Below are 25,360 nucleotides of genomic sequence, written 5' to 3' on the forward strand. Positions count from 1 at the left end.
TACTTAAGGTCAGAATCCTCAAATCGATAAAACCCAGTACTTTAAAATACTGGGCTTCGATTCCTATTAAGTTTTCAACACATTGAAATACCTTGCGTCTGGATGGGAGAAGACCATAGCTGTGACCGATGCCTCGGGCTCCATCATGAATCCTTCGGTTAAATTAATCCCGATATCTTCTGGTTTGATCAAGTTGAAAAGCTTTCTTTGATCTTCCAGGTCTGGGCAAGCTGGATATCCGAATGAAAATCGCTGGCCTTGATACTTGGCGGCGAAACGGTCCTTCATTGTCATAGCCGGTGTGTCCGGGAAACCCCAACGATCACGGATTTGGCGATGGATCAATTCCGCGAATCCTTCTGCCGTTTCAAGAGCAAGTGCCTGGAGTGCATGGCTTTCCAGGAATCGCCCTTCGTTTTTCAGCTGTTCTGCTGCCTGGCGAATTCCTGCACCTGCTGTCACTGCGAACATTCCGATGTAATCCTTTTCGGAATCACTGACAGGGCGGACAAAATCTGCCAGGCATAATCCAGGTGAAACCTCTTGTCGCGGAAATTCAAATGTTTCTGCAATTTGATCGGGTTTTTCAGGATTAAATACATACAGCCTATTTCCATCTGACTGGGCAGGGAAGAACTGATAAACGGCCGCAGGTTTAATCCAATTATTTGTCTTGGCTTCTTTTAAAAGGGATTGGACTACTTCCTGGAGCTTGACTGCCTTTTCATTGCCATCAGCCAGCAGTCTTTCTACCTTTCCCTTTAGTCCAAGGTGATGCCCCAGAAGCATTTGCTGGTTTACATAGGGCTCAATATGGGACAGGGAGTAGGATTTAACAAGGTGCCTCTTTGTATCCTGCGGGATGAATACCGGTGCCTTTGCTGTTACCTTTGGACGTTCTAAAACGGTTGTGGCAGAAGTTCGGCCCGTTGTCGTATAGTCCTGCTTATCCATCGCAGCTTCTTTCTTAGCCTTTTGTTCAGTTAAAAATTGTTCGTACCCGTCCGGCTCCTGCAATTGATTCGCAATCGACAGCCCATTCATCGCATCTTTTGCATATAAAACAAGTCCGTCATACTCCTTAGCGATTTTCGTATCAGTGAATTTCCTTGATAAGGCAGCGCCGCCCACAAGGATAGGAGTGTCGATGCCAGCCTGTTTCATATCATGGGCAGTCAGCACCATCTGCTGTGCAGATTTAACAAGCAGTCCTGAAAGGCCAACGATATTTGGTTTTTCCTTTTTAATCGCCTCAATAAGGGCAGTTGGTGTCACCTTGATTCCTAGATCGACAACATCATAACCATTATTGCTGAGGATAATATCCACCAGGTTTTTGCCAATATCATGGACATCGCCCTTTACAGTCGCTAGGAGCACCTTTCCCTTTGCTGCTGTTGAATCATTTTTCTCCATATGTGGCTCTAAATGGGACACAGCCGCCTTCATGACCTCTGCACTCTGAAGGACCTCCGCCACAATCAACTGGTTGTCATTGAACAGCCTGCCAACTTCTTTCATCCCGGCCATCAATGGACCATTGATGATATCAAGCGGGGCAGAGTAGGCTTCAAGTGCATGATCAAGGTCGGGAAGAAGGCCTTCTTTCGTTCCTTCAACTACATAGTAGGAGAGTCTTTCTTCAAGCGGCATATCAGGCAGGGTGCTTTTTGTTTCTTTCTTTTTACCCCGATAAAAATCGGTGAATTCCGCAAGAGTTTTATCGGTTGTATTGAATAATAAATCTTCGGCCATTTTAACTTCTTCAGAACTTATTGAAGCAAAACGCTCTAGTTTTTCCGTGTTCACAATTGCGTAGTCTAGGCCAGCCTGGGTGCAGTGGTAAAGAAATACTGAATTTAACACCTCACGGCCAACAGGAGGGAGGCCAAAGGAAACATTGCTGATTCCAAGAATCGTTTGTGTTTCCGGGAAAGTTTCTTTGATTCTCCTGATTCCCTCCACGGTCGCTTTCGCTGATCCAATATATTGTTCATCCCCGGTGCCGACTGGGAAGACAAGCGGATCAAAAATCAAGTCCTGTGCCGGTACTTTATATTTATTGACAAGAAGGTCGTATGACCGATTGGCAATTTCCAATTTTCTTTCAGCGGAAACTCCCATACCTTCCTCATCAATCGTTCCTACCACGACAGCTGCACCATATTTGTGGATAAGGCGTGCAACTGATTCGAACCTTTCTTCGCCATCCTCCAAATTGATGGAATTGATGATTGCCTTACCCTGCGAATAACTCAATGCTTTTTCAATTACCTCATCATCAGTAGAGTCAATCACAAGCGGCGCTTTCACTTTTTTAACAACTTCCTTAATAAAACCTTCCATATCTTGAAGTTCATCTCTGTCCGGGTCAGCCAGGCAGATATCGATGACATGGGCTCCATTTTTCACCTGAGCCCTCGCTATTTCTGCTGCTTCCTCCAGTTTGCCTTCTGAGATCAGGCGTTTGAATTTTCTGGAACCGATCACGTTCGTCCGTTCACCAACCATAATTGGCCTTAGTGTTGGATCATCATAGATGAAAGGCTCAATCCCCGAAACCATATGCAGCTTATTTTCTTCCGTTTGCCTTGGCGGGCGTTCCTGCATTTTTTCCGAAATCGCCTTAATATGTGCAGGAGTAGTGCCGCAACAGCCGCCAACAATATTAAGCCAGCCTTCACGGGCAAAGTCAGATAGCTTCTGAGCGAGCGTGTCAGGCGTTTCATGATATTGACCTTCCTCATCAGGCAGCCCAGCGTTCGGATAACAGCTGACAGCAGCAGTCGAAAGGGAGGACAGGGAACGCAGATGTTCCTGCATGAACTCCGGTCCGGTTGCGCAATTAAGTCCGATCGCAATCGGATTCATATGCTGGACTGAAATATAAAAAGCTTCAATAGATTGGCCAGCAAGTGTCGTGCCCATTGGCTCAATTGTGGCAGAAATCATGAGAGGTAGTTCTTTGCCACTTTTCTGAAATGCACGCTGGATGCCGGTATAAGCCGCTTTTACGTTCAACAAGTCCTGGCTCGTTTCAAGCAGGAGCAAATCGACATTCCCATCGATCAAGCCAAGCGCCTGTTCTTCATAGGAAGCAGACATTTCTTCAAAGGTTGAGCCACCGGTCACGCTTAGTGTTTTGGTAGTCGGACCCATTGAACCAGCCACAAATCGCGGCTGGGAGGGAGTGGAGGCCTTGTCAGCCGCTTTCCTGGCAATAAGGGCGGCTTCTTTGTTGATTTCATAAGCTCTATGGCCGATGCCATATTCATCAAGGACCAGGCTCGTAGCACCGAAGGTATTGGTCTCCACGATGTCTGCACCGGCTTCAAAGTATTCCCGATGGATATTTTCAATTACTTCCGGAACAGTTATATTCAGGATTTCGTTACAGCCGTCATATTCTTCTCCGCCAAAATCTGCGGGGGTCAAGTCTGCCTGCTGGAGCATCGTTCCCATCGCTCCGTCCATGATCAGGATTTTATTCTTCATCTGTTCAGTTAACAAGGTTGACATTCTGTTTCCTCCTCTTTAGAAGGCTGCTGCACTCATTAGCGTAGCTCGATAACTCAACACTCATCTCATAATTCATAAAAGGTGTGATGATATAGATTCCGTTAAACAGTTCTGCTGCAGCCTCAATCAAACCTTTTGTAATCGCGATGCCTTCCTTTTTGGACAGCAGCGGTTCATTATTGAATTTCGCCATAATGTTGAGTATTTCCTGTGAAATCTTGATGCCGGGAACTTCATTATGAAGGAATTCAGCATTTCTGCTGCTTGTTAGCGGCATGAGTCCGATATAAACAGGGGCATCAATATGCTTTGTTGCTTCATGGACCTCCAAAAGCATTTTTTCAGAGTAAACTGGCTGGGTGATGAAATAATCTGCACCAGCGCGGATTTTCTTTTCCATCCTCATGACAGCCTTTTCGATGGAACGAACATTTGGATTGAAGGCAGCACCAATAGAGAATGCACCTTTTTGTCCTAAATCTTTTCCAGAATAGGAGAGACCATCATTAAACTGTTTGATCATCTCTATTAGCTCGAAGGAAGAAACATCAAAAACAGACGAAGCACCAGGAAAATCACCGACACGGGCAGGGTCACCCGTTACGGCTAACACGTCATGCAGCCCGAGTGTATGCAAACCCATTAAATGTGACTGAAGGCCAATGATGTTCCTGTCACGGCAAGTTAAATGTACAAGTGGTCGCAAACCGATTTTTTCTTTTACCAGATGGCCGATAGCTGCATTTGAAATTCTGGGTGAAGCAAGTGAATTGTCTGCAAGGGTCAAGGCATCAATACCAGTATCCTTTAATGCTTTTGCTCCTTCAAAAAAGCGTGTCGTATCCAGTTTTCGAGGTGAGTCAAGCTCCACGATTACGGATGGACGTTCTTTCACCACTTGATGAAGTGGAGCTAAAGGTCTTTTTACGTCAGCGGGTGTGACAACAATTTTCGGCTTCTTTGCAGGGAGTTTCTTATCCAACACTGGCGGCAACCCTTTTAGCTCATCAGCAAATGCTTTGATATGTTCTGGAGTCGTTCCGCAGCAGCCGCCAATCAGCCTGACTCCCTGGTCACGGAAGCTGCGGGCAGACTTGCCGAAGTACTCAGGATTGCCTTCGTAATGGAATTTACCATCTGTGTAGGCAGGCAGTCCGGCATTCGGATAGGCGGAAAGGAAGGCCTTTGATGGCAGCTCTATCTGCTCAAGACTGGAAATCATATGATGGGGACCAAGTCTGCAATTCAGACCCACAAGATCAGCGCCAAGATCCTCTAGTCTATTGAAAACTTCCTGAAGCGGGGTCTGGTCCTGCATGATTCCTATTTCCTGGAGGGATACCTGAGCAATGATTGGCAGGTCGGTCTCCTTCCGGGCTATCTCAAGAATGGTCTCGATTTCTTCCATATCATAAAATGTCTCTAATAAAAGTCCGTCTACGCCCTCAAGGAGTAAACAGTATAGCTGCTCCCTGAAGCTTCTTTTAATTTCCTCAATCGGGATGGCGGAAGGCCTGATTCCCCGGTTGCCGCCAATCGTGCCAAGTACATACGCATCAGTGCCTGCAGCCTGTCGGGCGAGCTTTACCGCCGCACTATTAATCTCTTTTACCTGATCCTCGAGCCCATATCTTTCAAGTTTTATATAATTGGCTGCGTATGTGTTCGTCTGGATTAAGTCGGCACCCGCATTTATATAGGCCTTATGAATCTGTATTACTTCTTCAGGATGGGAAATGTTCAACTCTTCAAAACAGATACCGGCTCCATAAGAGTGGAGGAGAGTGCCAATTGCTCCATCGGCAATTAATATTTCATTTTCCAGTCGTTTCAGGAAACTCATTAGACTTCCTCCTTTTGTGCTGCTAAAGTTCCTATGTAATCAAAAGCTTGCTCAAAGTCCGCAATCAAATCGCCGGCGTTTTCCAGCCCGACAGAGAGTCGAAGGAGGCCATCAGTGATTCCACGCCTTTCTCGTTCGTCCTGCGGCATGGCCGCATGTGACATTTTTGCAGGGTAGGAGAGGATGGATTCTACTGCTCCAAGGCTGACTGCAAAAACTGGAAGTTTCACTTGTTCTATAAATCTAGTTAAAACCTCCGCATCTTCCAGTTCAAATGAAAGAACCGCTCCTGGCCCATATGCCTGCTGGATCTGAAGGTCTGACTGCGGATGATTCGCAAGACCAGGGTAAAAGACATCCTTGATTAAAGGCTGCTTCTTTAAAAATCCAGCGATTTTCTTTGCGCTTTGCTGAGATTGGTTCATTCTGACTGACAAGGTTTTAATGCCTCTCATGACAAGCCACGCATCCTGAACCCCCAGGACTGCCCCGAACGAGTTCTGCAGGGAATAAAGCCTATTGGCCAGTTGTTCATCCTTAACTACCGCCAGACCCGCCACAGTATCACTGTGGCCGGAAAGAAACTTTGTGGCGCTGTGAAGGACAATATCAGCTCCAAGTTCAAGCGGACGCTGCAAGTATGGAGTCATGAAAGTATTATCAACAAATGTAAGTGCGCCGTGTTTCTTCGCTATTTCGCTGATCGCTTGAATATCTGTTACCTTCAACAGCGGATTAGAGGGAGTTTCAGCATAAAATAATGCAGTATTTGGCCTAATCGCTTGTTCTACCGCTTCAAGGTCTGTCATGTCCACAAAAGTATGCTCAATTCCAAAACGGTTCAAAACATTAGTAACCATTCGATATGTCCCGCCATAAACATCCTCGGTGATGACTACATGATCTCCCTGAGAAAGAAGCAAAAAGGCAGTTGAAATGGCAGCCATCCCGGAAGAAAAAGCAAAACCTCGTACACCGCCCTCTAGCTCGGCGATTATTTCCTCAAGTGCCTCTCTGGTTGGATTAAGGCTGCGGCTATAATCATATTTTCCGAACTTGTCTGCCGACGGCTGGTGGAAGGTTGAGGCATGCTGGATCGGTACGCTTACTCCACCGGTTGCAGGGTCGAATTTATGCTTGTTATGGAGCAGATGGGTTTCGAATGTATATCTGCTCATATCGCTTCTGCCTCCTGGCTTGCCTTTTGGAATGCGTCGTCTAAATCATTTATCAGATCGGCAACATTTTCGATTCCCACAGAGAATCGAAGCAGTCGGTCACAAACCCCGGTTTTTTCACGAATTTCAGCTGGGATATCAGCATGTGTCTGAGTCGCAGGGTAGGTAATGAAGCTTTCGACGCCACCAAGGCTTTCTGCAAAAGTAATGGTTGATAGACTTTTAAGAAACGGATTGACCATAGCAGGAGAGTGTACTCTGAAAGAAATCATTCCGCCTCTGCCTGGATACAAGACATCCTTCACTGCATGATGATTCTGCAAATAATCTACCAGTTCCCTGGCATTTTGCTCGTGGCGTTCCATCCTTAATGCCAGTGTTTTCATCCCGCGAATGAGCAGCCAGGAGTCGAAAGGACTTAACACCGCACCACCGCCATTATGATGAAGGAAGAGGGAATCACATATCTGCTGTCCCCTGGCAACGATGAGCCCTGCAAGGACATCATTGTGACCTCCAAGATATTTAGTTGCACTATGGATCACGATATCTGCACCTAAAGCCAATGGTTTTTGCAGCAGGGGGGTGTAGAAGGTATTATCCACAATCAGCAGAATACCGCTCTCTTTTGCGATATTTGCGATGGCTTCAATATCAGCCTGCTCCATCAGCGGATTTGTCGGCGTTTCTACAAAAAGAGCCTTTGTCCTATGATTGATTGCGGATTTGATTTCGTGTAGATCTGCCATGTCAGCATATGTACTATTTAACCCCCACTTTTTGAAACCCTGCTCAAGAAGACGGTAAGTTCCTCCGTATAAATCCTTAGAGACAATCCATTCATCCCCGTGTTCAAATAAGGACAGAACGGTCCAGATTGCTGCCATTCCGGAACTGCAGGCAAATCCCCGTTCACCTTCCTCAAGGTCTGCGATCGCTTTTTCAAGAATTTCACGAGTAGGGTTGCCAGTGCGGACATAATCATATCCGCTCGATTGGCCAATCCCTTCGTGGCGGTATGCCGTCGTTAAATAGATTGGTGGGTTGACCGCACCTGTTGATGATTCACTTCTGTTGCCAAGCTGCGCTAACTTCGTATCGATTTCTGCCAATGTATTCACTCCTAATGAAAGATAGTCAGATGGCAATTTTTGTTTTATGAAAAGACGAGATAATCGACTTAAAAGGGACTTGATCTACAATTTTGCAGGAAGTCGGTTACGAGAAGTCCCTAATAAAACAAAAAAGCCTTCTTAAGAAGAAGACTTTTACAGTTGATAGCCATTCTTCTTATCTGCCAAGTTTTTAAAACTTGCTGGAATTAGCACCTTTTCAACAAAAAATAGTTGAAGGTTGCTGAAGCTTCACAGGGCCAGACCCTCAGCTTCTCTGGATAAGATTTCATATTATTGAATTATTAAATTTCTCTAAATATTACAGCCATTATTGCAGGATGTCAATCATTTTATTAAAGCAGTGAAGTATATATGCAGAAGATTCCTATAGTGTCAGTTTAATTAAAGTATCCGTCATGGCATAGTGATTCTGTTTTGACAGCTTTTCAGTGTGTGTGGCCAAAGCTGTCAAGATTCTGCGGGTTTTGTGACAACTATTCTGGTTTCGAGGTCAAAGCTGCCAAAATTCCCTTTGTTTTGTGACAGTTTTTCATGATCCTAAGCCAAAGCTGCCAAGCTTCAGCAGACTCAATCCAGCTTACTCAAAACCATAATTCTATTCTTTCATTCAAACGAGAAAGCGCGGGAGCATCAGCATTGAAAAACTGGCTCACAAGAATAAATGAGCCAGTCTTACTAAATTTAAAGTTATTAATATATTCCTACAGCATCAAATGCTTTGTTGACAGCTTCAACTTCTGCCGAAGCTACACCATACAGGTCTTTTGCTGCTTGTACAGTTCCTGCCCGTGCCTGGCTGAAATTCGTGGAAGAAGTGAAATACACAGTGTTTGCACGGTAGAAGATCGCTCCCATTTTATCTGTTCCGACTCCCGGGACCGATACTCCATAATGTGAACCGCCTTCGCTCAGAAGGTAGGCAGCTTTATTGATGATTCCGCTGTTGATATGGACTCCGCCATTGTCGGATGTTCCAGTATAACGTTTCGAATAGTGATCCGGATCACCATATTTTGTAGGGTCACTCATTGAACGAAGGGCGTCACCAGCCGTATTTGGAGTGTAGATATCTTCGCCAATCTCGAAATCTGGGTTATTGTTGTCATGGAATTCAGCAAGTGTGCCGAAGATATCGGAAATCGCTTCATTCAATGCACCTGATTCATACTGGTAAACCAGGTCAGAACTGAAATCAGTCACAGCATGTGTCAGTTCATGCGCCACTACGTCAAGAGCACCGGAAAGCGGGATGAAGGTAGCGCCATCTCCATCACCATATACCATTTGCTGCCCATTCCAAAATGCATTGTTGTAGCTTCTGCCGTAATGGACTGTGGAATTCAGCGCTGCGCCATTGTTGTCATATGAATTCCGGCCAAAAGTGGTTTTATAGTAATCATAAGTGAGGCCTGCATAGTAGTGGGCATCTACTGCGGCTCCGTCATAAGCAGCGTTCAGGTTATTATCCGCATCGACCCAGAGGGAACCTGGCGTTCTCTGGCGGTTCTTGGCATCATAGGTGAACACACCATTTCCGCGAGTATTGTCCTGTAAGTAATAAGAGCCATTTGAAAGAAGCGTGTTCAACGACTTCGTGTCACCCAGCACTCCGACACCTGATCCAACCGTATCTGCTCCGTTTAAAGAAGGATTGTTTTTTCCAGCAGTATCAATGGCGTTGTATTTATTAATAATTTCACCTGTAACAGCGTTGATAAAGTACTGGTAATTGCCTGGTTCAGGGCTCAGGAAGTTCAACGTGACATGGTAAGCGTACACTGCTTGATCCTCACCAGGATAAACAACAAATTCAGCCGTTGGCGTTACTTCATATTCAGGCTTGTAGCCCAAATCACCTTCAGCCACGGCAATTGCATCTCTCTGGGATTTTTTGCTGGAGACTTTTAAAAGCTTGTCGCCCAGTCCCTTGCTGACAGTTCCGCTAAAAACCTTAAGAACACCGTTTTCGTCAACTCTGGCTGCCTGTGTTGCTCCCCAGACAGGAACTCCATTATAGACCTGCTGCAGTCGGACAATATCTCCGCCAAGCTTGTCTGCTTCCTGAGATTTAACAGCAAAACTATCATTTGTTCCCAGATTGTATTTTCCTTTCGAAGCTTTCAGGTACCCAAGGACAATATCCTTTGCTGCTTTCTCTGATGGATTTGTCAGCTTGCCAGCAACAAATTCAGGTACGCCATGGCTTTTCGTAAACTTGTTGGACGGTGAATCTGCTGATGGGGCGGCAAAGCCTGTGGCAGCAACCAATCCGCTGATTGCAAGGCTTGCTGTCAAACTTAGGGAAACGACTTTCTTCAAATAAATTCCTCCTAAAATCAAATTCTATCTAATAGGAATTAGTAGATTATCATATTTATACTTTAATAGTCTGAACATTTCAACAACTAAGTCTAAACTCGTCGAATCTGTAGGTTGGGAAATATTTTTGATAGAGGGATGAATGCTTGAATACAGGATTTTAAGAAAAGTAGTCAGAATTTATTGACTAATTAAGCAATATATTTTTATTATTAAGTTGTAATACCAACTCATAAAAAAGGAGGTTAATAAAAATGAATTCTTTATGGTTAGCCGTGATTGGGATGATTGTCTTTGCGATTGGCTATCGCTTCTATTCCAAGTGGGTAGCAGAAAAGATTTATCGTCTAGATCCTAACTACGTTACGCCGGCACACCAGTATTCGGATGGGGTGGATTTTGTCCCAACGAAGAAAATGATTCTATGGGGCCACCATTTTACCTCTGTAGCCGGAGCTGCACCGATTGTCGGGCCAGCAATCGCTGTATATTGGGGATGGCTTCCTGCATTCCTGTGGGTTACTTTGGGGACGGTCTTCGCGGCAGGTGTCCATGACTTCGGAACTCTTGTCCTTTCAGTCAGGAATAAGGGGCAGTCAGTAGGTACCATCACAAATAAGCTGATAGGCAAACGTGCGAAAATCATGTTCTTATTCATTATTTTAATCCTTGTTTTGATGGTCAACGCCGTTTTTGCATGGGTCATCGCGAACTTATTTGTCAGCTTCCCGGCAAGTGTCCTGTCCGTATTCCTGCAAATTCCGCTTGCAATCTGGATTGGCTATGCTGTTTATAAAAAGAAAAAAGGGATGCTTCTGCCTTCATTGGTCGCACTTGCTGTCATGTATGGTGCAGCAATCCTGGCCAGCCGTGTACCGGCCTTGCAGATTGATCTTGTGAAATATTTTGGTGGAGCGGATAACACCGTCATGTTCGGGCTGAGTGGTGTATCAATGGCATTCTTAGTCTGGATTATCGTGTTGATGGTATATGTGTACATTGCTTCAACACTGCCGGTCTGGAAGCTCCTTCAGCCTCGTGATTATATTAATTCACACCAGTTGGTTGTTGGTTTATTCATTTTATATGCTGGGTTAGTCTTCCTTCAGCCCGAGGTTACAGCTCCTGCGATGAATGCAGCGGCTACTGATGTTTCCTGGTTCCCGCTATTGTTCATCACAATAGCCTGCGGTGCGATTTCAGGGTTCCATGGACTGGTTTCTTCAGGTACATCCTCCAAGCAGCTGGAAAAAGAAACGGATGCCCGTTTTGTTGGATACCTTGGTGCGGTTGGGGAAGGTGTTCTTGCGCTGATCGCCATCATCGCGGTTGTCACCGTTTTTGCGACAAAAGCTGACTTTACCGCTGCGTATTCAAGCTTTGCGGCTGCAAGTTCAGGCGGTCTTGGCAACTTCATCAATGGTGCTGCCCAGCTTGCGACTGGCATTTGGATTCCGGCGGACATCGCTAGGACAATTGTTTCTATCATTGTTGTCAGCTTTGCCGCTACAACTTTGGATACTTCAGTAAGATTGATGCGTTATATCATTGCCGAAATCGGAAGCGAATACAATGTCCAGGCTTTGACTAAAACCCATGTAGCTACAACTGTCGCAGTTGTTTCCAGTGCAGCGCTTGTACTATTGCCGAAAGGCCCTAACGGATTCGGTTCTGGTGGATACCTGTTGTGGCCGCTGTTCGGAACAAGCAACCAGCTATTGGCAGGTGTAAGCCTTCTGCTCGTTTCCATCTGGCTGAAACGTCAGGGAAGGAATTACTTCGTTACCTTCATTCCAATGGTTTTCGTTTTCTTCATGACACTCTGGGCTATGATTCAGCAAGTCGTTTTCCAGTGGTCTGGATATGGGGGCGGCGAGCTGAATATGCTGCTCTTTGGTATCGGCGGACTGATTCTGATATTTGTCTTCTGGATTATTATCGAGGCAGTCGCAGCCTTCAGCAGGAATAATCCACCGCCATTAAGCAAGGAAATGTAATGAAATGGAGGCCGGGCGACCGGTCTCTATTGTCATTTTTAGAAAGAGAGGTAATCAAGATGGGTTTTTATGAACAATTTAAGCGTGCCATAGCTGTGTATGATGAGATTCTCAGGCAGCCGCACAGGACCGAAATAGCCCGTGAATTGAGAGATGAAGAAGACCTGTTTATGCTGCTTTGTTTTTCAGAAATGCTCGGCCTGCCCAACCCGGCATTTTACTATACGCTTGAACTCTACCCTGTCATCATCGAGCGTTTTCATGATTGGCATCTGAGGGCCGGAATGGAAAAATCCCCGCTTGAAGGAATACGCTGCTGTTAGGAGGAAGTGTAATGGATATGGTGGAAAAGAAGATCTATTTTATCGGCGGAAAAGGCGGCGTTGGCAAAAGTACTACATCTGCAGCCATGGCGCTCTTACTTGCGCAAAAAGGGAAAAGGATTCTGCTGGTTTCAACCGATCCCGCCCATAATACAGGGGATCTATTCCACCGGAACTTTACTGGCGGTAAAATTGAAAATGCAACCCGGAATCTTGATGTACTGGAGATTGACTCGGAGCAGGAGTCCAGGAACTATATCAATAGTGTAAAAGGCAACTTGAAAGGCCTGGTGAAAGCGACGATGCTGGAGGAGGTTAACAGGCAGATTGACATGGCAGCATCCTCGCCTGGTGCAGAAGAGGCAGCGCTGTTTGACAAGATCACCTCATTGGTCCTGGAGGAAATAACAAATTATGATGCCATTGTTTTTGATACAGCACCGACAGGACATACAATCAGGCTGCTGACACTTCCGGAATTAATGGGCGTTTGGATGGACGGGCTGTTGGAACGGCGCAAAAAAGTGAATGAAAATTATGCACAGTGGATGAATGATGGTGAAGTGGTTGAAGACCCTTTATATGATAAGCTTAATGAACGAAAAAACCGTTTTAAGCGTGTAAGAGAAATCTTGCTTGATGGCATACAAACCGAGTATGTGTTTGTACTAAACGCCGAGCGCCTTCCAATCCTTGAAACGAACAAGGCAATCGAAACATTGCACCAGCACGGTATACATGTTAACTCGATCGTTGTCAACAAGGTCATCCCCAAGGAGGCAGACGGAAGGTTCATGGCGCAAAGGAGAACGAATGAGCGTTTGTATCTTGATGAAATCAAAGAGAAATTCAAAAATCAGAGACAGGTTTTCTTGCCGCTCCTGGAGCAGGATATTTCCTCGCTTAGCACATTGGAATACATTTCAGGTCTTTTGGGAAAACAAATCGATTCAGTCTTAAACCATATTCAAAAGTAGAGTTTTCATTTTATTTATTAGGGTTATATAAAAACATGGATAATTTTTTGAGTAGCATGGAAACTAAAGCTAATGATTGGCGGAGAATTTGTTTTACAGAAAGGGGCACGAAAATGAGGCGGATCTATGCCGGTTCGATTACATCTTATAGTCAGTTCGGACATTTGAAGGTCCCAAAGGGCATTAGAAATATCTGTCCAGTATGCAAGGAAAAAGTTGAATTTGTTCTTAAGTCGACATATCAGAGCAGCAAACATGGGCTGATGACTGAAAGTGCTTGTCCCTCATGCAAACATAGTGTTCCCTTTGTTATCATTACAAGGGATCACGAGACCCAGCCCGATGTGTACATATATGATCCACAGAGCTCCACAGATCCGACAAGCCAGATACAGCATATTCCCAAAATACCCGAAGAATTGATAAGGGCTTATAAATCGGCAGTCAGCGTCTATCTTTCAAAAGAGAATACAGCCACTGCGGTACTGGCCAAGCGTGTCATTGAGAATGTTCTAAAAAACTTTTTAGGTGACAAGGCAAAGGGCATGACACTTGATCAGCAATTCGAGATATTACCAGACCATATTAATTTAGTAAATCCAGTTACCTCATTAAGCCCCTTGATGAAACCTGAAGGGGGACTCCATAGGATGCTTGAGTTGGAAACGGACATGGATGATGAAATGACAGAACTAATAATGGATTTACTGGAGGATTTGATCCAATATCTGTTCGTATTGCCCGGAAAAATTGAAATGACCCGGGAACAAATTGAAAAAAAGTTAAATTGAATTGACTTCAAGCAGCTTCCACGGGAGGCTGTTTTTTTGGTATAGTAGGAGGGGTAAAAGGGGGAGCAGCTGTGAATTACATAAAAAACTTTAGTGTGATACTTGCCATCCTGATGGCATTTTTTATTTTACCAATCCTTGCCTCGGCGCATAATGGCTCATGGGATGAACTTGGCGGCCATTTCCGCAATGCAGATTGCGTATATATCCTTCATGAGCCAACGTCGATTGCGAAAAGCGCAGACAATATCGGCGAGCTTATCCGATTGATTCATCAGTATAACAGTAATTCTGATTGTGCAGCCGGACTCAATGGGGAAAAAGTAGATTTGGAGGGGAATACTTTCTCAGGGGCAGGGAATGATGCTTCTGAATCCAATCAGGCTGCAGGCGAAATGCCTAAAGCTGAAGTTTCTACCGGCAAATTGCAGCTTGGAAAAATGTATGAAGCAGAATTGTCTGATTGCATAGACGGCGATACGGCTGTGTTTACGATCAACGGCAAAGACTATAAAACACGTTTTCTCTATATTGACACTCCTGAAAGTACAAGGACGAAGGAACCATTCGGACCTGAAGCGGCACAGTATACATGTTCCTTTTTAAAGCAGGGAAAAATTAAACTTGAGACGGATGGCGGGAGCCTTTTCGATAAATATGATCGACTTCTAGCATGGGTTTGGGCAGGAGACAAGCTGCATCAGGAGGAAATCACGAAGGCAGGACTGGTCGAAGACTTTTACGATTATGGCAGTTATAAGTATGAAAATCGAATCTGGTCTGCGATGGATTATGCAAAAGATAGTGGAAAAGGCATATATGCAGCTACAGATGGTCCAGAAGAGGGAAATGAACAATCACAAGAGCAACCAAAAAACCAAGATGATCATACCAGCCAAGAGCAGCAACCTAAAAATGACAGTGAAGAAAATCAACAAGATAGTCAGCCTGAAGACAGGAAAGAAGATACCAAAGTAACAGACCAACAGCGTGAATCAAAACAAGAATCCGATCAGGCTGACACTGCTGACGAAGAATTTGACTACAGCTTTTTAAGCGGCCTGTTGTACGCCTTGTTATTTTACCTCACCGTTCCCATAAAGAAGGCGATGGGGAAGCGGACGCTGATCGCTCACAGGTTGTGGAGCAAAAAATGGCCGCTCAACCTGTTACTTGGCGTAATTTATGCTTACCTTTGCTACATTACCTTACTACTATTGCTAGTGGAAATACTTCATTTTTTTAAGAATAAAAGGCGTAAGAGAAAGTAACGAACACTATCGGATGGAAAACGGTAAAAATGTCCGTCATCAGGGTTATGACGGACACTAACTGCGGGAATACCCGAAAAACTGACCGTCATCCTTTATGGGTGGCGTTTTCTATTTTAGCTAGAACCCAGCTTTCCTATGGTGACGCGATCTTCAGCATTTTGAAGAAATCATCTCGATTATATGCCTCGTAAAGCAGTCTTTCATGATTGAAAATGGCGTAATACGGCAGCGAATCGATTTTTAAATCAGGGAATTGCTGGCGTGCTTCCTCAAGGTTGTTAATCTTCAAAGAATGTGCCTTGTGTACATATTTGTTATTTACCTGTTCGAGAGCCCAATTTTCCTGCAGCGCTTCTGGTTTATACAGTTCAAGTACAGCCAAGTAGCCTGGTTCTTCGGCAAGTTGTGCCTGATAAGCAACCACTTTTTCAATGATTAATGGAAAAGCATAATGATAGACTTGATCTCCACTGGAGGCCTGGATGATTACGGTACTTTGGCCAGCCACATTGTTAAAAGTATAGGTATCATCAAAAACTGTTTCCAGCGGAAGATTCCCCATCTCCAAATCTCCTTGTCCCTCTGAGCGGTAAACGGATATGTTGTCTACTCCCGCCTTTTCAGGAAAAGTAATCTTCATTTCGCTGAACGGCTTCACACTGACAGGCAGCTGATCATGGAACAGGATTGGCGGCTCATCCTGGTCGATGACAGGTCCGGTGCCTTTTTCTACCCAGGCAAATGTACCTGATTTATATATAACTTCCTGGTCTCCAACGGTGATTACTGCTTCTGGAATACTGTAAGACGGTTCTTTTTCCTGTTCCTGCATAAGCGTCCGGTATCTATCTATTGTGAAAATCAGCAATATCGCGATGAGAAGTATTCCATATGGGAGCCATTTACTTTTCATAGTTTGTATTCTTTGAAGTTAGCACCATTTCGATTTCCTCATCCGTTGGTGGTGGTAGCACTGGGTTTAGATGAGCATTCAACCTATCAATCTTCTTATGCAGTCTAACAACATCAATGAGTATGAACAAAAGTAAAACAATGATTAACCACATTAACATATGAAACACCTCTCTTTTTTCAAATATAAAACAAAAGGCATGGAATAGAAAGGTGAAATTGGATAAAATTTGCGCTGCGCACTGGATTATAATACTATCTTAGTGAGTATAAATGGTGGTGTTACAGTGGAAATTACAAAGCATTTATTAATGAATCTCTCACTTCTTCTTGTCCTTTTGTTTTTTACACAGTTAATCATTGAAAGGCAAGTGAAGGAAGAGAGCCGAGAAAGATATCAATTATTCTATTTTATTATATCGATTTTTACCTGTTATATTTTTTCGGTACAAGTCCAGGATGGCATTCGCTTTGACCTTCGACAAGTGCCGATGATTCTTGGAAGTCTCTATACTGGATATAGTTTTCTGCTTGCAGGCGTCACAATCCTTATGAGAGGTTTTTTAGGCATAAACGATGGGTTCTGGGTCTCGGTGGGGGTCTTTGCAGTGCTTGCCATCCTTCTCAAATGGATTCATCCCTGGTTCAATAGGCTTACTCTGAACAGCAGAGTAGGTATTTCGGTTTTATTGACCGTAATCACTTCTTTTCTGCTAATGCAGATGGTCGCCGTAGTCAGCGAACCAGTCAGACATCCGGAAGCCTGGATTAGTTTCATTTTGATTCCTGCCCTGACTTCAGGTCTAATCAGCTATTCAATAGAGACTATTCGTCAAACATTCATTATCCGGCAAAGACTAGCTAAGGCCGATAAAATTGAAGCCGTCAGCCATTTAAGTGCGGCTATTTCTCATGAAATCCGTAATCCACTTACAACTGTAAAAGGATTCCTTCAACTTCTCGGTGAGAAAGGTTATCCTGATGAAAAGAAAAAGGAATTCATCGATATTGCCGTACAGGAATTGAATCGTGCTGAAGAGGTCATTAATGACTATCTTACTTTTGCAAGACCTGCTTTTGAAAAGGAAGAGCAAATCGAAGTCGATAAGGAATTGAATCAGGTTCTTAATGTACTAAATCCATTGGCTAACCTTAATGGTGTGAAAATAATAAAAAAGTATAGTCCGGGATTAGTCATATCAGGAGATCGTTCCAAATTCAAGCAAGGATTCATCAACCTGATCAAGAACGGTTTGGAGTCTATGCCAAACGGCGGGGAACTAATCGTCCAAACCTTCCGCACCGGAACTGTGATCCATATCCTTGTGAGAGATACAGGCCTCGGGATGACTGAAGAACAGATTGCCCGCCTGGGAGAACCATACTACACGACAAAAGGGCAGCAAGGAACCGGTCTTGGCATGATGGTGACTTTCAGCATAATCCGTGCAATGAGAGGTAAGGTAGAGGTCAAGAGCCAGGTTGGCACAGGGACAACCTTCCATATCCGCTTCAGCAATATAATAGAAAACAGCTAACATTCTCCGTCCACCGATTTGGGGTGGTATTGGTTTTTTTCTACATTTCTCAGCAGAAATCTTCTGCCAGAAATAAGGGACTATAAACAAGAATTTGTCAGGTTTGTCTTTTGTTGACATTAAAATCCATCGTTGCTATATTGAAATTAGCTGATTGCACACGTATTAGGCACTTTGCAATTTGCTTATTCTAATGTTTTCAGACGTTTGAATAGGTCATGTATGAGGAACTAGTCGTTGTGATTTGCTAAATTTTAATCATGGCTTGTTCGGCCGATCTAGGAGGATTTGTCACATGAAAAACGGTAAGGTTAAATGGTTCAATGCAGAAAAAGGATTTGGTTTCATCGAAGCTGAAGACGGCAATGACGTATTCGTACATTACTCTGCTATTCAAACAGAAGGTTTCAAAACATTAGAAGAAGGCCAGGAAGTATCTTTCGAGGTTGTGGAAGGTGCTCGCGGACCGCAAGCTGCTAACGTTACAAAACGATAATCGTTACTAAACTATCATTCTAATTCTAATTTTTAGCTCAGCCAACTGGCTGGGCTTTTTATTTGCCAAAATTTCAATAATTCCGAAACCTTTCCATGATGTAAACCGTAATATCCTTAACAACTATTCCATAAGGCGAGGTGTTTGATGTTGGGTATCTTCTTAGCGATTGCGGCGGGTGCAGGGGTTCTCTTTGCCATAGCTTATTTTTCGGGCAATGGAAGCAAAAAGAAAGTTTTATTGAAGGAGAATATACCGGGTCGTCTCGGCTTGCTGGATGATGTGCCGGCTTCTGCTATCCTAAATAAATTAGAAAACGCACTTCCTTACGAGTATATCAATCAAGTAAAACTTCGATATTTAAGTGACCATCCCCAAATTTCCGATGATGAGTTTGAGTGGCGCCTACTTGAATTAAAACGATATTTCTTCCTCAATTCGGTTATGAAAAGCACTCCAATGTTCAGCAGCGAAGTCGATGAGGTGTGGCATGAGATGCTGATGTTCACGAAGCAATATGAATCATTTTCTGAAAAATATCTTGGCAGAATGCTTCATCATACGCCCAACCTCGAGCCTGAACCAGCACCCCAGCAAAGGGCGTTCTTTGATTGGGTGTTTGCTCAGCTATTTGAAATAACTGAATACACATGGCAGACATGGGGAGACTTTTTCCATTATCCATTGGATCAGCAGGTACTCCAAAAAATCGGTTCACTTAGTGACGATGAGCTGAAGCGGCAATTTTTCAAGGTCACCGAGGATAATCAGGAATTGGTTGATTATTTAACCAAACAGCTGAGGTCTCAACTAAGAAAAGCCCAAGAAATATACCATGTTGATAGAAAAGGGTCTTTTGAAAGGCCAGGACTTTTTGGTGACCTATCAGGTTTAAGCGTGGTAATGGTGTTTTATTCATATTATTACTTTGATGAATACTGGGACCATGCACAAGCTTATGCGTATTCACACCAGGCACATGGAACATCGGGCTGCAGTGCTGTTTTTTGCGGTTCAGGAGATACACATGATTCCCATAATGATGGCAGCGGACACAGCTGTTCTTCCAGCAGCTGTTCAAGCTGTGGCGGAGGATGCTCATCTTAAGAATAAGAAACCTGCTAGTAATCGCTAGCAGGTTTTAACTTTGGATGATTTTCTTAATTGGCTCATTTCTAAAACTTTGTTGCTATTGACTACAAAATAGGATTGAATGACCTATTTTTCTTCGTAAAGCTGACTTTTTTGTGAGAAAAGAGCATCCAAACTTAATACCGACCTGCAAAATAGACTTATATTACGTTAAAATCGGCTTTAGGATATTAACAACAATCTTTACGAAAACAGCCTTTTAATTACATTCTGCAGATTGCCTTCTGTAGTAATATCTGAAAAATCTATTCCCAGCTGAACTGCTGTTTGTGCAACCTCCGGCCGGATACCTGTAACAATGGTTAGAACGCCCAGCAGCTTTAAGGCGTCCATCAGTTTGAAGATTTGATGGGCTACCATCGTATCAACCATCACGACTCCTGAAAGATCAACTATCAAGGTATTGATTCTCGCATCGATACTTTGTGTAAGCGTTGATTCCATCAAGCCCTTTGCTCTCGTTGTATCGATTTCACCTATCAATGGCAGAAGCCCGACTTCCTTTGTCAGACTAATTACTGGTGCGCTTAATTCCTTAATTAAAGTTGCTTGAGAGGCTAATCGATTCATAAGGATATCCATGAAAACAATAATAAATGTTTCAAATACGTAATCAAGAGTGTAATTGATTTTTTCTTCCCATGTAAAAACGTCGTCCAGTGTGATCTCCATGTCAGTCTGTTTTACGAATTTTTGAACATATTCCCAGTAAACACGACGGAATACGCCTGAATTCCACGCCACTTCTGTCAGGTCCGTTTTAGATTTTATCCGGTCAGCTGCAGTCTGGCTCGTCCAGGCCGAAATGGTTTCCTTCATCTCTTCCTCAGTCTGATAAAGTGATTTGGCCACAAGGCGAACATAATTTGAATTCTGCTCCTTCACCCTGTTCATAACTTCTGGCGGCGCGTCAGCAGAATAATCCGATCCCTTAATAATCCGCTGGCGTTTAAGCCAATCCTCTGTAAAATGGCTCGCATTGTCGACAAGAAACTTATATAACGCCTCAGTTTTTGGTTCCATTCATAATCCCTGCTTTATTGATTAGTCATAACTCTATTGTGAAAAACAAGCACTTAAAAGTCAAATTTCAAATATAATTAGTAAATGTTAATTCAATAGACAATAGTGAAGGAAAAATCAGGTAGATTTTCAAGAGGGTGTCTGATAGGATTAGAACAAACGTTCCCTGAACCTTTCCTTTTTTTGAGCACCCATTAAATTTTTGAGTTTGATATAATAGTAGCATTGTCAAAAACGCTTTTAGCAAAAATTAAAATAGATGAACTTTAAAAAAGGCTGTTTTCGTAAAAATTGTTGTTAAAATCCTGTAGGCGATTTTAACGTGATAAAAGCCATTTTGTAAGTCGGTACTAAGTTTGCAAGCTCTTTTCTCATAATAAAGCGTTAATTATGTGATGAAACTTAGGTGATTCAATCCTATTTTGTAGTCAATAGCAACAAAGTTTGAGAAAAGAGCCTTAAAAAACAGGGGGGATTGGCATGAAATTTATCCATACAGGTGACTGGCATCTTGGAAAGCTTGTACACGGTATGTACATGACTGCAGATCAGCGAGAGGTATTGAATCAATTTGTAGACCTTGTCGCCGACGAAAAGCCTGATGCTGTTGTAATTGCAGGAGATCTTTATGACAGGTCTGTACCGCCGACAGATGCTGTGGAACTTCTTGATGAAGTACTCTTCAGGATCAACGTGGAATTGAACACGCCGATTGTGGCGATTGCAGGAAATCACGACAGTGCAGAACGGCTGTCCTTTGGGAGTTCATGGTACCGCCATAACCATTTTTACCTTACCGGTAAATTGACGAACGACTTTAGGCCTGTACATATTAACGGGGTCAATTTTCACCTGATTCCTTATGCTGAACCTGGCGTCGTCCGCCATTTGCTTGACGATTCTTCGATTCATTCCCATCAGGATGCGATGAAAGCAGTGATTGGCAAAATTGAAGAAAACCTGAATCCTGACGAAGTAAACGTTTTTGTTGGACATGCTTTTGTGCTTGGCGGTGACTCGTGTGATTCGGAGCGTACCTTGTCGGTTGGCGGTTCAGGCTGTGTCACCCAGGACCTTTTTGACCCATTCGCCTTTACTGCATTAGGGCATCTTCACAGCCCAGACGCAATCAAGCATGAAAAAATAAAATACTCTGGATCCCTGTTAAAATATTCATTTTCGGAAGCAAAACAGCGCAAATCGATTTCAATCATTGAAATGAATGAAAACGGCAGTTTTGACATGCGCTACAAGACCCTGAAACCGAAGCAGGATATGCGTGAATTGGAGGGCCATCTTGAACAGCTTTTGGATCCATCCTTTTATGAAAAAGAAAATACGAGTGATTATTTAAAAGTAACTTTGCTAGATGACGGGGCCATAATCGACCCAATGGGCAAACTCCGCCAGGTCTTTCCGAATGTCCTCCATCTTGAGCGTAAAATCGAATCTATAGATCAGAAGCAAAAGCAGCACTTCAGCTCCATCAGGGAAGAGAAAAAGACGGAGCTTGAGCTTTTCGAACAGTTTTACAAGGAAATGACAACAAGCGAATTCTCAGAAGATAAACGTGGCGTCATTACAGATGTGATTGGCAAAGTATTGAGGGAGGAGGGTCAAAAATGAAACCTCTGAAACTGACGATGCAGGCTTTCGGGCCATATGCCGGTACGGAAACGATAGATTTCAAGCAGCTTGAGAACAGGACAATGTTTGTCATTTCGGGTAAAACTGGATCAGGAAAGACAACCATTTTTGACGGCATCAGTTACGCGATTTATGGCAAGGCAAGCGGTGAGGACCGTAATGGCCCCGATCTGCGGAGCCAATTTGCTGAAGATGAGTTATTGACTGAAGTTACTCTTGAATTTTCATTACGTCAAAAGACATACCGGATTACAAGGTCTCCGCAGCAGGAGAGGAAAAAGAAGTCTGGTGAAGGAACAACAAATGTTGGTGCAAAGGCAGAATTTTATCTGATCGACGAAAACGGAGAACTGCAGCTGCTTGCTTCAAATGTTCGCGAAGTGGATGAAAAGATCAAGGAGATCATGATCATCGACAGCAATCAATTCCGGCAGATCCTGATGATTCCCCAGGGGGAATTCCGAAAGCTTTTAACTTCCGACAGTAAGGAAAAGGAAGTCATCCTGCAAAGACTATTCCATACGGAAATCTATAAAAGAGTAGAGGAAAAGCTTAAGGAAGAAGCCACTGTGCTGAAAAAATCGGTCGAGGACCAGGTTGAAAAAAGGAATTCAGCACTTCGCAGCATAAAAGCTGTGGAAAATGAGGAACTGAAGGAGTATGTAGAATCCGGCAGTACAAATGATGTACGGATCCTCCCGCTTTTAAAAGAAGAAATTGGGGCAATGGAAATAAAACTTGAAAAGCTAAACAGGGACCGTGAAAAGCTTCAGCTTGAACGCGATAAAATGCAGCAGCGTTTGTTCGAAGCGGAAGCAACTTTAAAACAAATACAATCACTAGAAACCCTTAAGATGACAAAGGAAAAGCTTGAAGGCCAAAAGGATCTTTTTGCGGAAAAAGAAAAACAAACAGTACTTGCAAAAAAAGCAGCTCTTCTAGAAGCTCAGGAACAGCTTTGCCACCGACTTAAGGCCGACCTGGAAAGTATAACAAACCAGGTAAATGTGATCACAAAACGAATTGAACAGTTAACAGTCAGACTCACAGCAGCAGAAAAAGACCACCAGAAACAAATTGATCGGGAACCAGAGCGGAAAGCAGCTGCTGAACAGGTTAACAGGCTTGAAAATATGAAGGAAGATGTCCATGTATTCGCCAGCATAGCTTCACAGTTTGCTGAACTAAAGCAAGCACTGGAATCATCGGTAAAGAACCGGGAGAACAATGAATCCCAGCTTAAGTCCTCTGAGGAGAGACTTAAAGTCTTGCTTACAGAAAAAGAAGATGCCGAAAAGGCGCAGATCACTTATCTGGAGAATGACCGGAAATTGGAAAAACTGCTCCTTGAATTGGACAAGTTGAATAGGCTTGGCAATCATAATCAGAAAGTTAAACAAGCACGAGCAAGCTTTGAAGCACGGAAAGGCATTTTTGACCAGGCTGTATCCAGACTGAATGATGCCAAAACCACAGTGGAAGAGCTTGAACAAAAATGGCTTCATTCGCAGGCTGCAGTTTTGGCTGCCTCACTGCATGATGGCAGTGCTTGCCCTGTTTGCGGATCAGAGCAACATCCTGAACCCGCGAAAGCAACTGAAGGTTTTATTCCGACCGAAGAAGATCTAAAAGCTGCACGGGTGCAGATCACTGGTGTTGAAAGAGAGAAGAGCGCTGCTGAAAAGTCTTTTATCGAGGCTGATACGACCCTTAGGTCAATGATTGAAAGCGGAGAGGAAATGGTTGCTGAAATCGTCAAATTCCGCTCTGACTTTGTCGCCGGCCAGTTAGCTGACACGGTACTGCTGACTCAAAGTGACGTTGAAAAACTGCAATATGAGCAGAATCAACACTCGGTGAAGTTAAAAGGCCTGGAAAAAATCAAATCTGAAATCAAAAGGTTTGAAGATGACAGAGAAAGGCTGAATAAGCAGCTGAAAGCTATAGATGAACTCTATTCCAGCCTGATGATCCAATTTACCGAAAAAAAGACTACACTTGAGAGAATGAAAGAAAAAATACCCGAACAGCTTCGTTCACTTCAGGTATTCGAGTCAAAACTGAAATCAGCTGGTCTCTTGCAAAAGCAGCTTGATGAACAATTTGAGCAGGCCCGCAAGAACTATCAGGATGCAAAAGAGCTGCTGGGGACTGAAAAAGCACGCGGTGAAGAAGCTGAAAAGAGGTTAAAGGAAATAGAATCCAAATTGGCTGAAGAACGGGAAACTTTCAGAAACAATTTGACAGCCCAGGGGTTCGAAAACTATCAGGCATATCACCAGGCCAAACTATCCGAAAAGTCTATTCAGCAGCTAGATGCAGATATCATGAATTATCGTGAAGAGGTCAGGTCTGTAACGGACCGTTTCGCAGAGTTGTCTGACCTACTGAAAGACATTAAAAAACCTGATATGGAAACACTTCAAGCAGACTTCGCACAACTAAATAATATGATTAAGGAGACTGATGAAGCATACCAGGATTTAAACCTTAAAAAACGCGATAATCAGTCCATCTTGGATCAGGTAGATAATCTGAATGAGCAGATGAAGGTTCTCGAGGAAAAATACAAGCTGGTCGGCCATTTATTCGAAATTTCAAAAGGCCAGAACACTTACAGGATTACCTTCGAACGTTATGTCCTGGCGGCGTTCCTAGATGATATACTGGCTGAGGCAAATCTAAGGCTCAACAAGATGACGAGCGGACGATACCGCTTATTGCGAAAAACTGATCGTTCAAAAGGCAATGTACAAAGCGGATTGGAACTTTTGGTTCTGGATGCCTATACCGGACAGGAACGGCATGTAAAAACATTGTCTGGGGGAGAAAGCTTCAAGGCGGCGCTGTCACTGGCGCTGGGACTGGCCGATGTTGTCCAGAATTACGCAGGTGGAGTTTCATTAGAGACAATGTTCATCGATGAAGGCTTCGGAACCCTTGATCCAGAGTCCCTAGACCAGGCCATAGAAGCATTAATCGATATTCAGAGCAGCGGCCGGCTTGTCGGCATCATTTCTCACGTACCGGAATTAAAAGAGCGGATTGATGCAAGACTTGAGGTCATATCAACACAAACCGGAAGCAAAACAGAATTTGTATTGTTGAATTAATCGACAAGTACAGCATCTTGCAAGAGATGCTGTATTTTCGCGCTTACAGGTTAGACCTGATTTCCTACTCAAAGTATATATGCTTATTAAAAGGAATCATTAAATAAGTCAGCAGGGAGTTT

At 43.6% G+C, this 25,360-nt stretch carries 17 protein-coding genes and 1 riboswitch; of the genes, 10 read left to right on the forward strand and 7 right to left on the reverse strand.

Translation table 11 applies throughout. From position 1 onward, the window contains the following. Positions 1-66 precede the first annotated feature (66 nt). The 5 genes from metH to J7E37_RS08060 all read right to left on the reverse strand — a co-directional run bounded on the left by metH (position 67) and on the right by J7E37_RS08060 (position 9,953). Positions 67-3,519: a methionine synthase gene (gene metH, locus J7E37_RS08040; RefSeq protein WP_215023459.1), complete on the reverse strand. Its 3,453-nt coding sequence runs from the start codon at positions 3,517-3,519 to the stop codon at positions 67-69. Beyond that, the gene (locus J7E37_RS08045) at positions 3,500-5,362 is read right to left on the reverse strand and encodes a bifunctional homocysteine S-methyltransferase/methylenetetrahydrofolate reductase (protein WP_215023461.1); all 1,863 of its coding nucleotides are present in this window, start codon (positions 5,360-5,362) and stop codon (positions 3,500-3,502) included. Before J7E37_RS08045 ends, metH begins: the two co-directional genes overlap by 20 nt. Further along, positions 5,362-6,540 (reverse strand): cystathionine beta-lyase, encoded by a 1,179-nt coding sequence (gene metC / locus J7E37_RS08050; RefSeq protein ID WP_214778797.1) that lies wholly within the window; start codon positions 6,538-6,540, stop codon positions 5,362-5,364. The genes J7E37_RS08045 and metC overlap by 1 nt, the downstream gene beginning before the upstream one ends. Then, on the reverse strand, positions 6,537-7,652 hold the full coding sequence (locus J7E37_RS08055; RefSeq protein WP_214778800.1) for a methionine biosynthesis PLP-dependent protein: 1,116 nt from the start codon (positions 7,650-7,652) through the stop codon (positions 6,537-6,539). The genes metC and J7E37_RS08055 overlap by 4 nt, the downstream gene beginning before the upstream one ends. Before the next feature lie 175 nt (positions 7,653-7,827). Beyond that, positions 7,828-7,940: riboswitch (SAM riboswitch) on the reverse strand. Between the two features lie 426 nt (positions 7,941-8,366). Further along, entirely contained in the window at positions 8,367-9,953 is a 1,587-nt protein-coding gene (locus J7E37_RS08060) for a M4 family metallopeptidase (RefSeq protein WP_353050000.1), read from the reverse strand. A 296-nt stretch (positions 9,954-10,249) separates the two neighbouring features. On the opposite strand from J7E37_RS08060, the gene J7E37_RS08065 reads away from it, so the two are divergent. The 5 genes from J7E37_RS08065 (at position 10,250) to J7E37_RS08085 (ending at position 15,354) form a co-directional block, all read left to right on the forward strand. Then, complete coding sequence (locus tag J7E37_RS08065; protein WP_214778808.1) at positions 10,250-11,992, forward strand: carbon starvation CstA family protein; 1,743 nt, start codon at positions 10,250-10,252, stop codon at positions 11,990-11,992. A gap of 59 nt (positions 11,993-12,051) precedes the next feature. Next, entirely contained in the window at positions 12,052-12,315 is a 264-nt protein-coding gene (locus J7E37_RS08070) for a cory-CC-star protein (RefSeq protein WP_213367584.1), read from the forward strand. A gap of 11 nt (positions 12,316-12,326) precedes the next feature. Next, the gene (locus J7E37_RS08075) at positions 12,327-13,292 is read left to right on the forward strand and encodes an ArsA family ATPase (RefSeq protein WP_215023463.1); all 966 of its coding nucleotides are present in this window, start codon (positions 12,327-12,329) and stop codon (positions 13,290-13,292) included. Positions 13,293-13,405: 113 nt separating this feature from the next. Then, on the forward strand, positions 13,406-14,083 hold the full coding sequence (locus J7E37_RS08080; RefSeq protein WP_214778812.1) for a hypothetical protein: 678 nt from the start codon (positions 13,406-13,408) through the stop codon (positions 14,081-14,083). Between the two features lie 71 nt (positions 14,084-14,154). Next, positions 14,155-15,354 carry a thermonuclease family protein gene (locus tag J7E37_RS08085; RefSeq protein WP_353049996.1) on the forward strand — a complete coding sequence of 400 codons (1,200 nt, stop codon included), beginning with the start codon at positions 14,155-14,157 and terminating at the stop codon, positions 15,352-15,354. A 136-nt stretch (positions 15,355-15,490) separates the two neighbouring features. Here the strand turns inward: J7E37_RS08085 and J7E37_RS08090 are convergent, their stop codons facing one another. Further along, positions 15,491-16,270, reverse strand: coding sequence for a hypothetical protein (locus tag J7E37_RS08090; RefSeq protein ID WP_215023465.1), 780 nt, complete (start codon positions 16,268-16,270; stop codon positions 15,491-15,493). Positions 16,271-16,556: 286 nt separating this feature from the next. Here J7E37_RS08090 and J7E37_RS08095 point away from each other — a divergent pair, with 286 nt between their 5' ends. The 3 genes from J7E37_RS08095 (at position 16,557) to J7E37_RS08105 (ending at position 19,410) form a co-directional block, all read left to right on the forward strand. Beyond that, positions 16,557-17,807, forward strand: coding sequence for an ATP-binding protein (locus tag J7E37_RS08095; protein ID WP_214778817.1), 1,251 nt, complete (start codon positions 16,557-16,559; stop codon positions 17,805-17,807). A gap of 295 nt (positions 17,808-18,102) precedes the next feature. Continuing rightward, a complete protein-coding gene (locus J7E37_RS08100) occupies positions 18,103-18,303 on the forward strand; it encodes a cold-shock protein (RefSeq protein ID WP_214778819.1) in 201 nt (66 codons plus the stop codon). 150 nt (positions 18,304-18,453) lie between these two features. Further along, the gene (locus J7E37_RS08105; RefSeq protein ID WP_215023467.1) at positions 18,454-19,410 is read left to right on the forward strand and encodes a glycine-rich domain-containing protein; all 957 of its coding nucleotides are present in this window, start codon (positions 18,454-18,456) and stop codon (positions 19,408-19,410) included. A gap of 228 nt (positions 19,411-19,638) precedes the next feature. Here the strand turns inward: J7E37_RS08105 and J7E37_RS08110 are convergent, their stop codons facing one another. Further along, complete coding sequence (locus J7E37_RS08110) at positions 19,639-20,478, reverse strand: STAS domain-containing protein (protein WP_215023469.1); 840 nt, start codon at positions 20,476-20,478, stop codon at positions 19,639-19,641. A 480-nt stretch (positions 20,479-20,958) separates the two neighbouring features. Between J7E37_RS08110 and J7E37_RS08115 the strand changes: the two genes are divergently transcribed. After that, positions 20,959-22,104: an exonuclease SbcCD subunit D gene (locus tag J7E37_RS08115; protein WP_214778825.1), complete on the forward strand. Its 1,146-nt coding sequence runs from the start codon at positions 20,959-20,961 to the stop codon at positions 22,102-22,104. Beyond that, positions 22,101-25,238, forward strand: a complete 3,138-nt coding sequence (locus J7E37_RS08120; RefSeq protein WP_215023471.1) for an AAA family ATPase — start codon at positions 22,101-22,103, stop codon at positions 25,236-25,238. The genes J7E37_RS08115 and J7E37_RS08120 overlap by 4 nt, the downstream gene beginning before the upstream one ends. Positions 25,239-25,360: the final 122 nt, after the last annotated feature.

Origin of the sequence: Bacillus sp. ISL-39 (assembly GCF_018613295.1) — a bacterium.
Lineage (GTDB): Bacteria > Bacillota > Bacilli > Bacillales > Cytobacillaceae > Mesobacillus.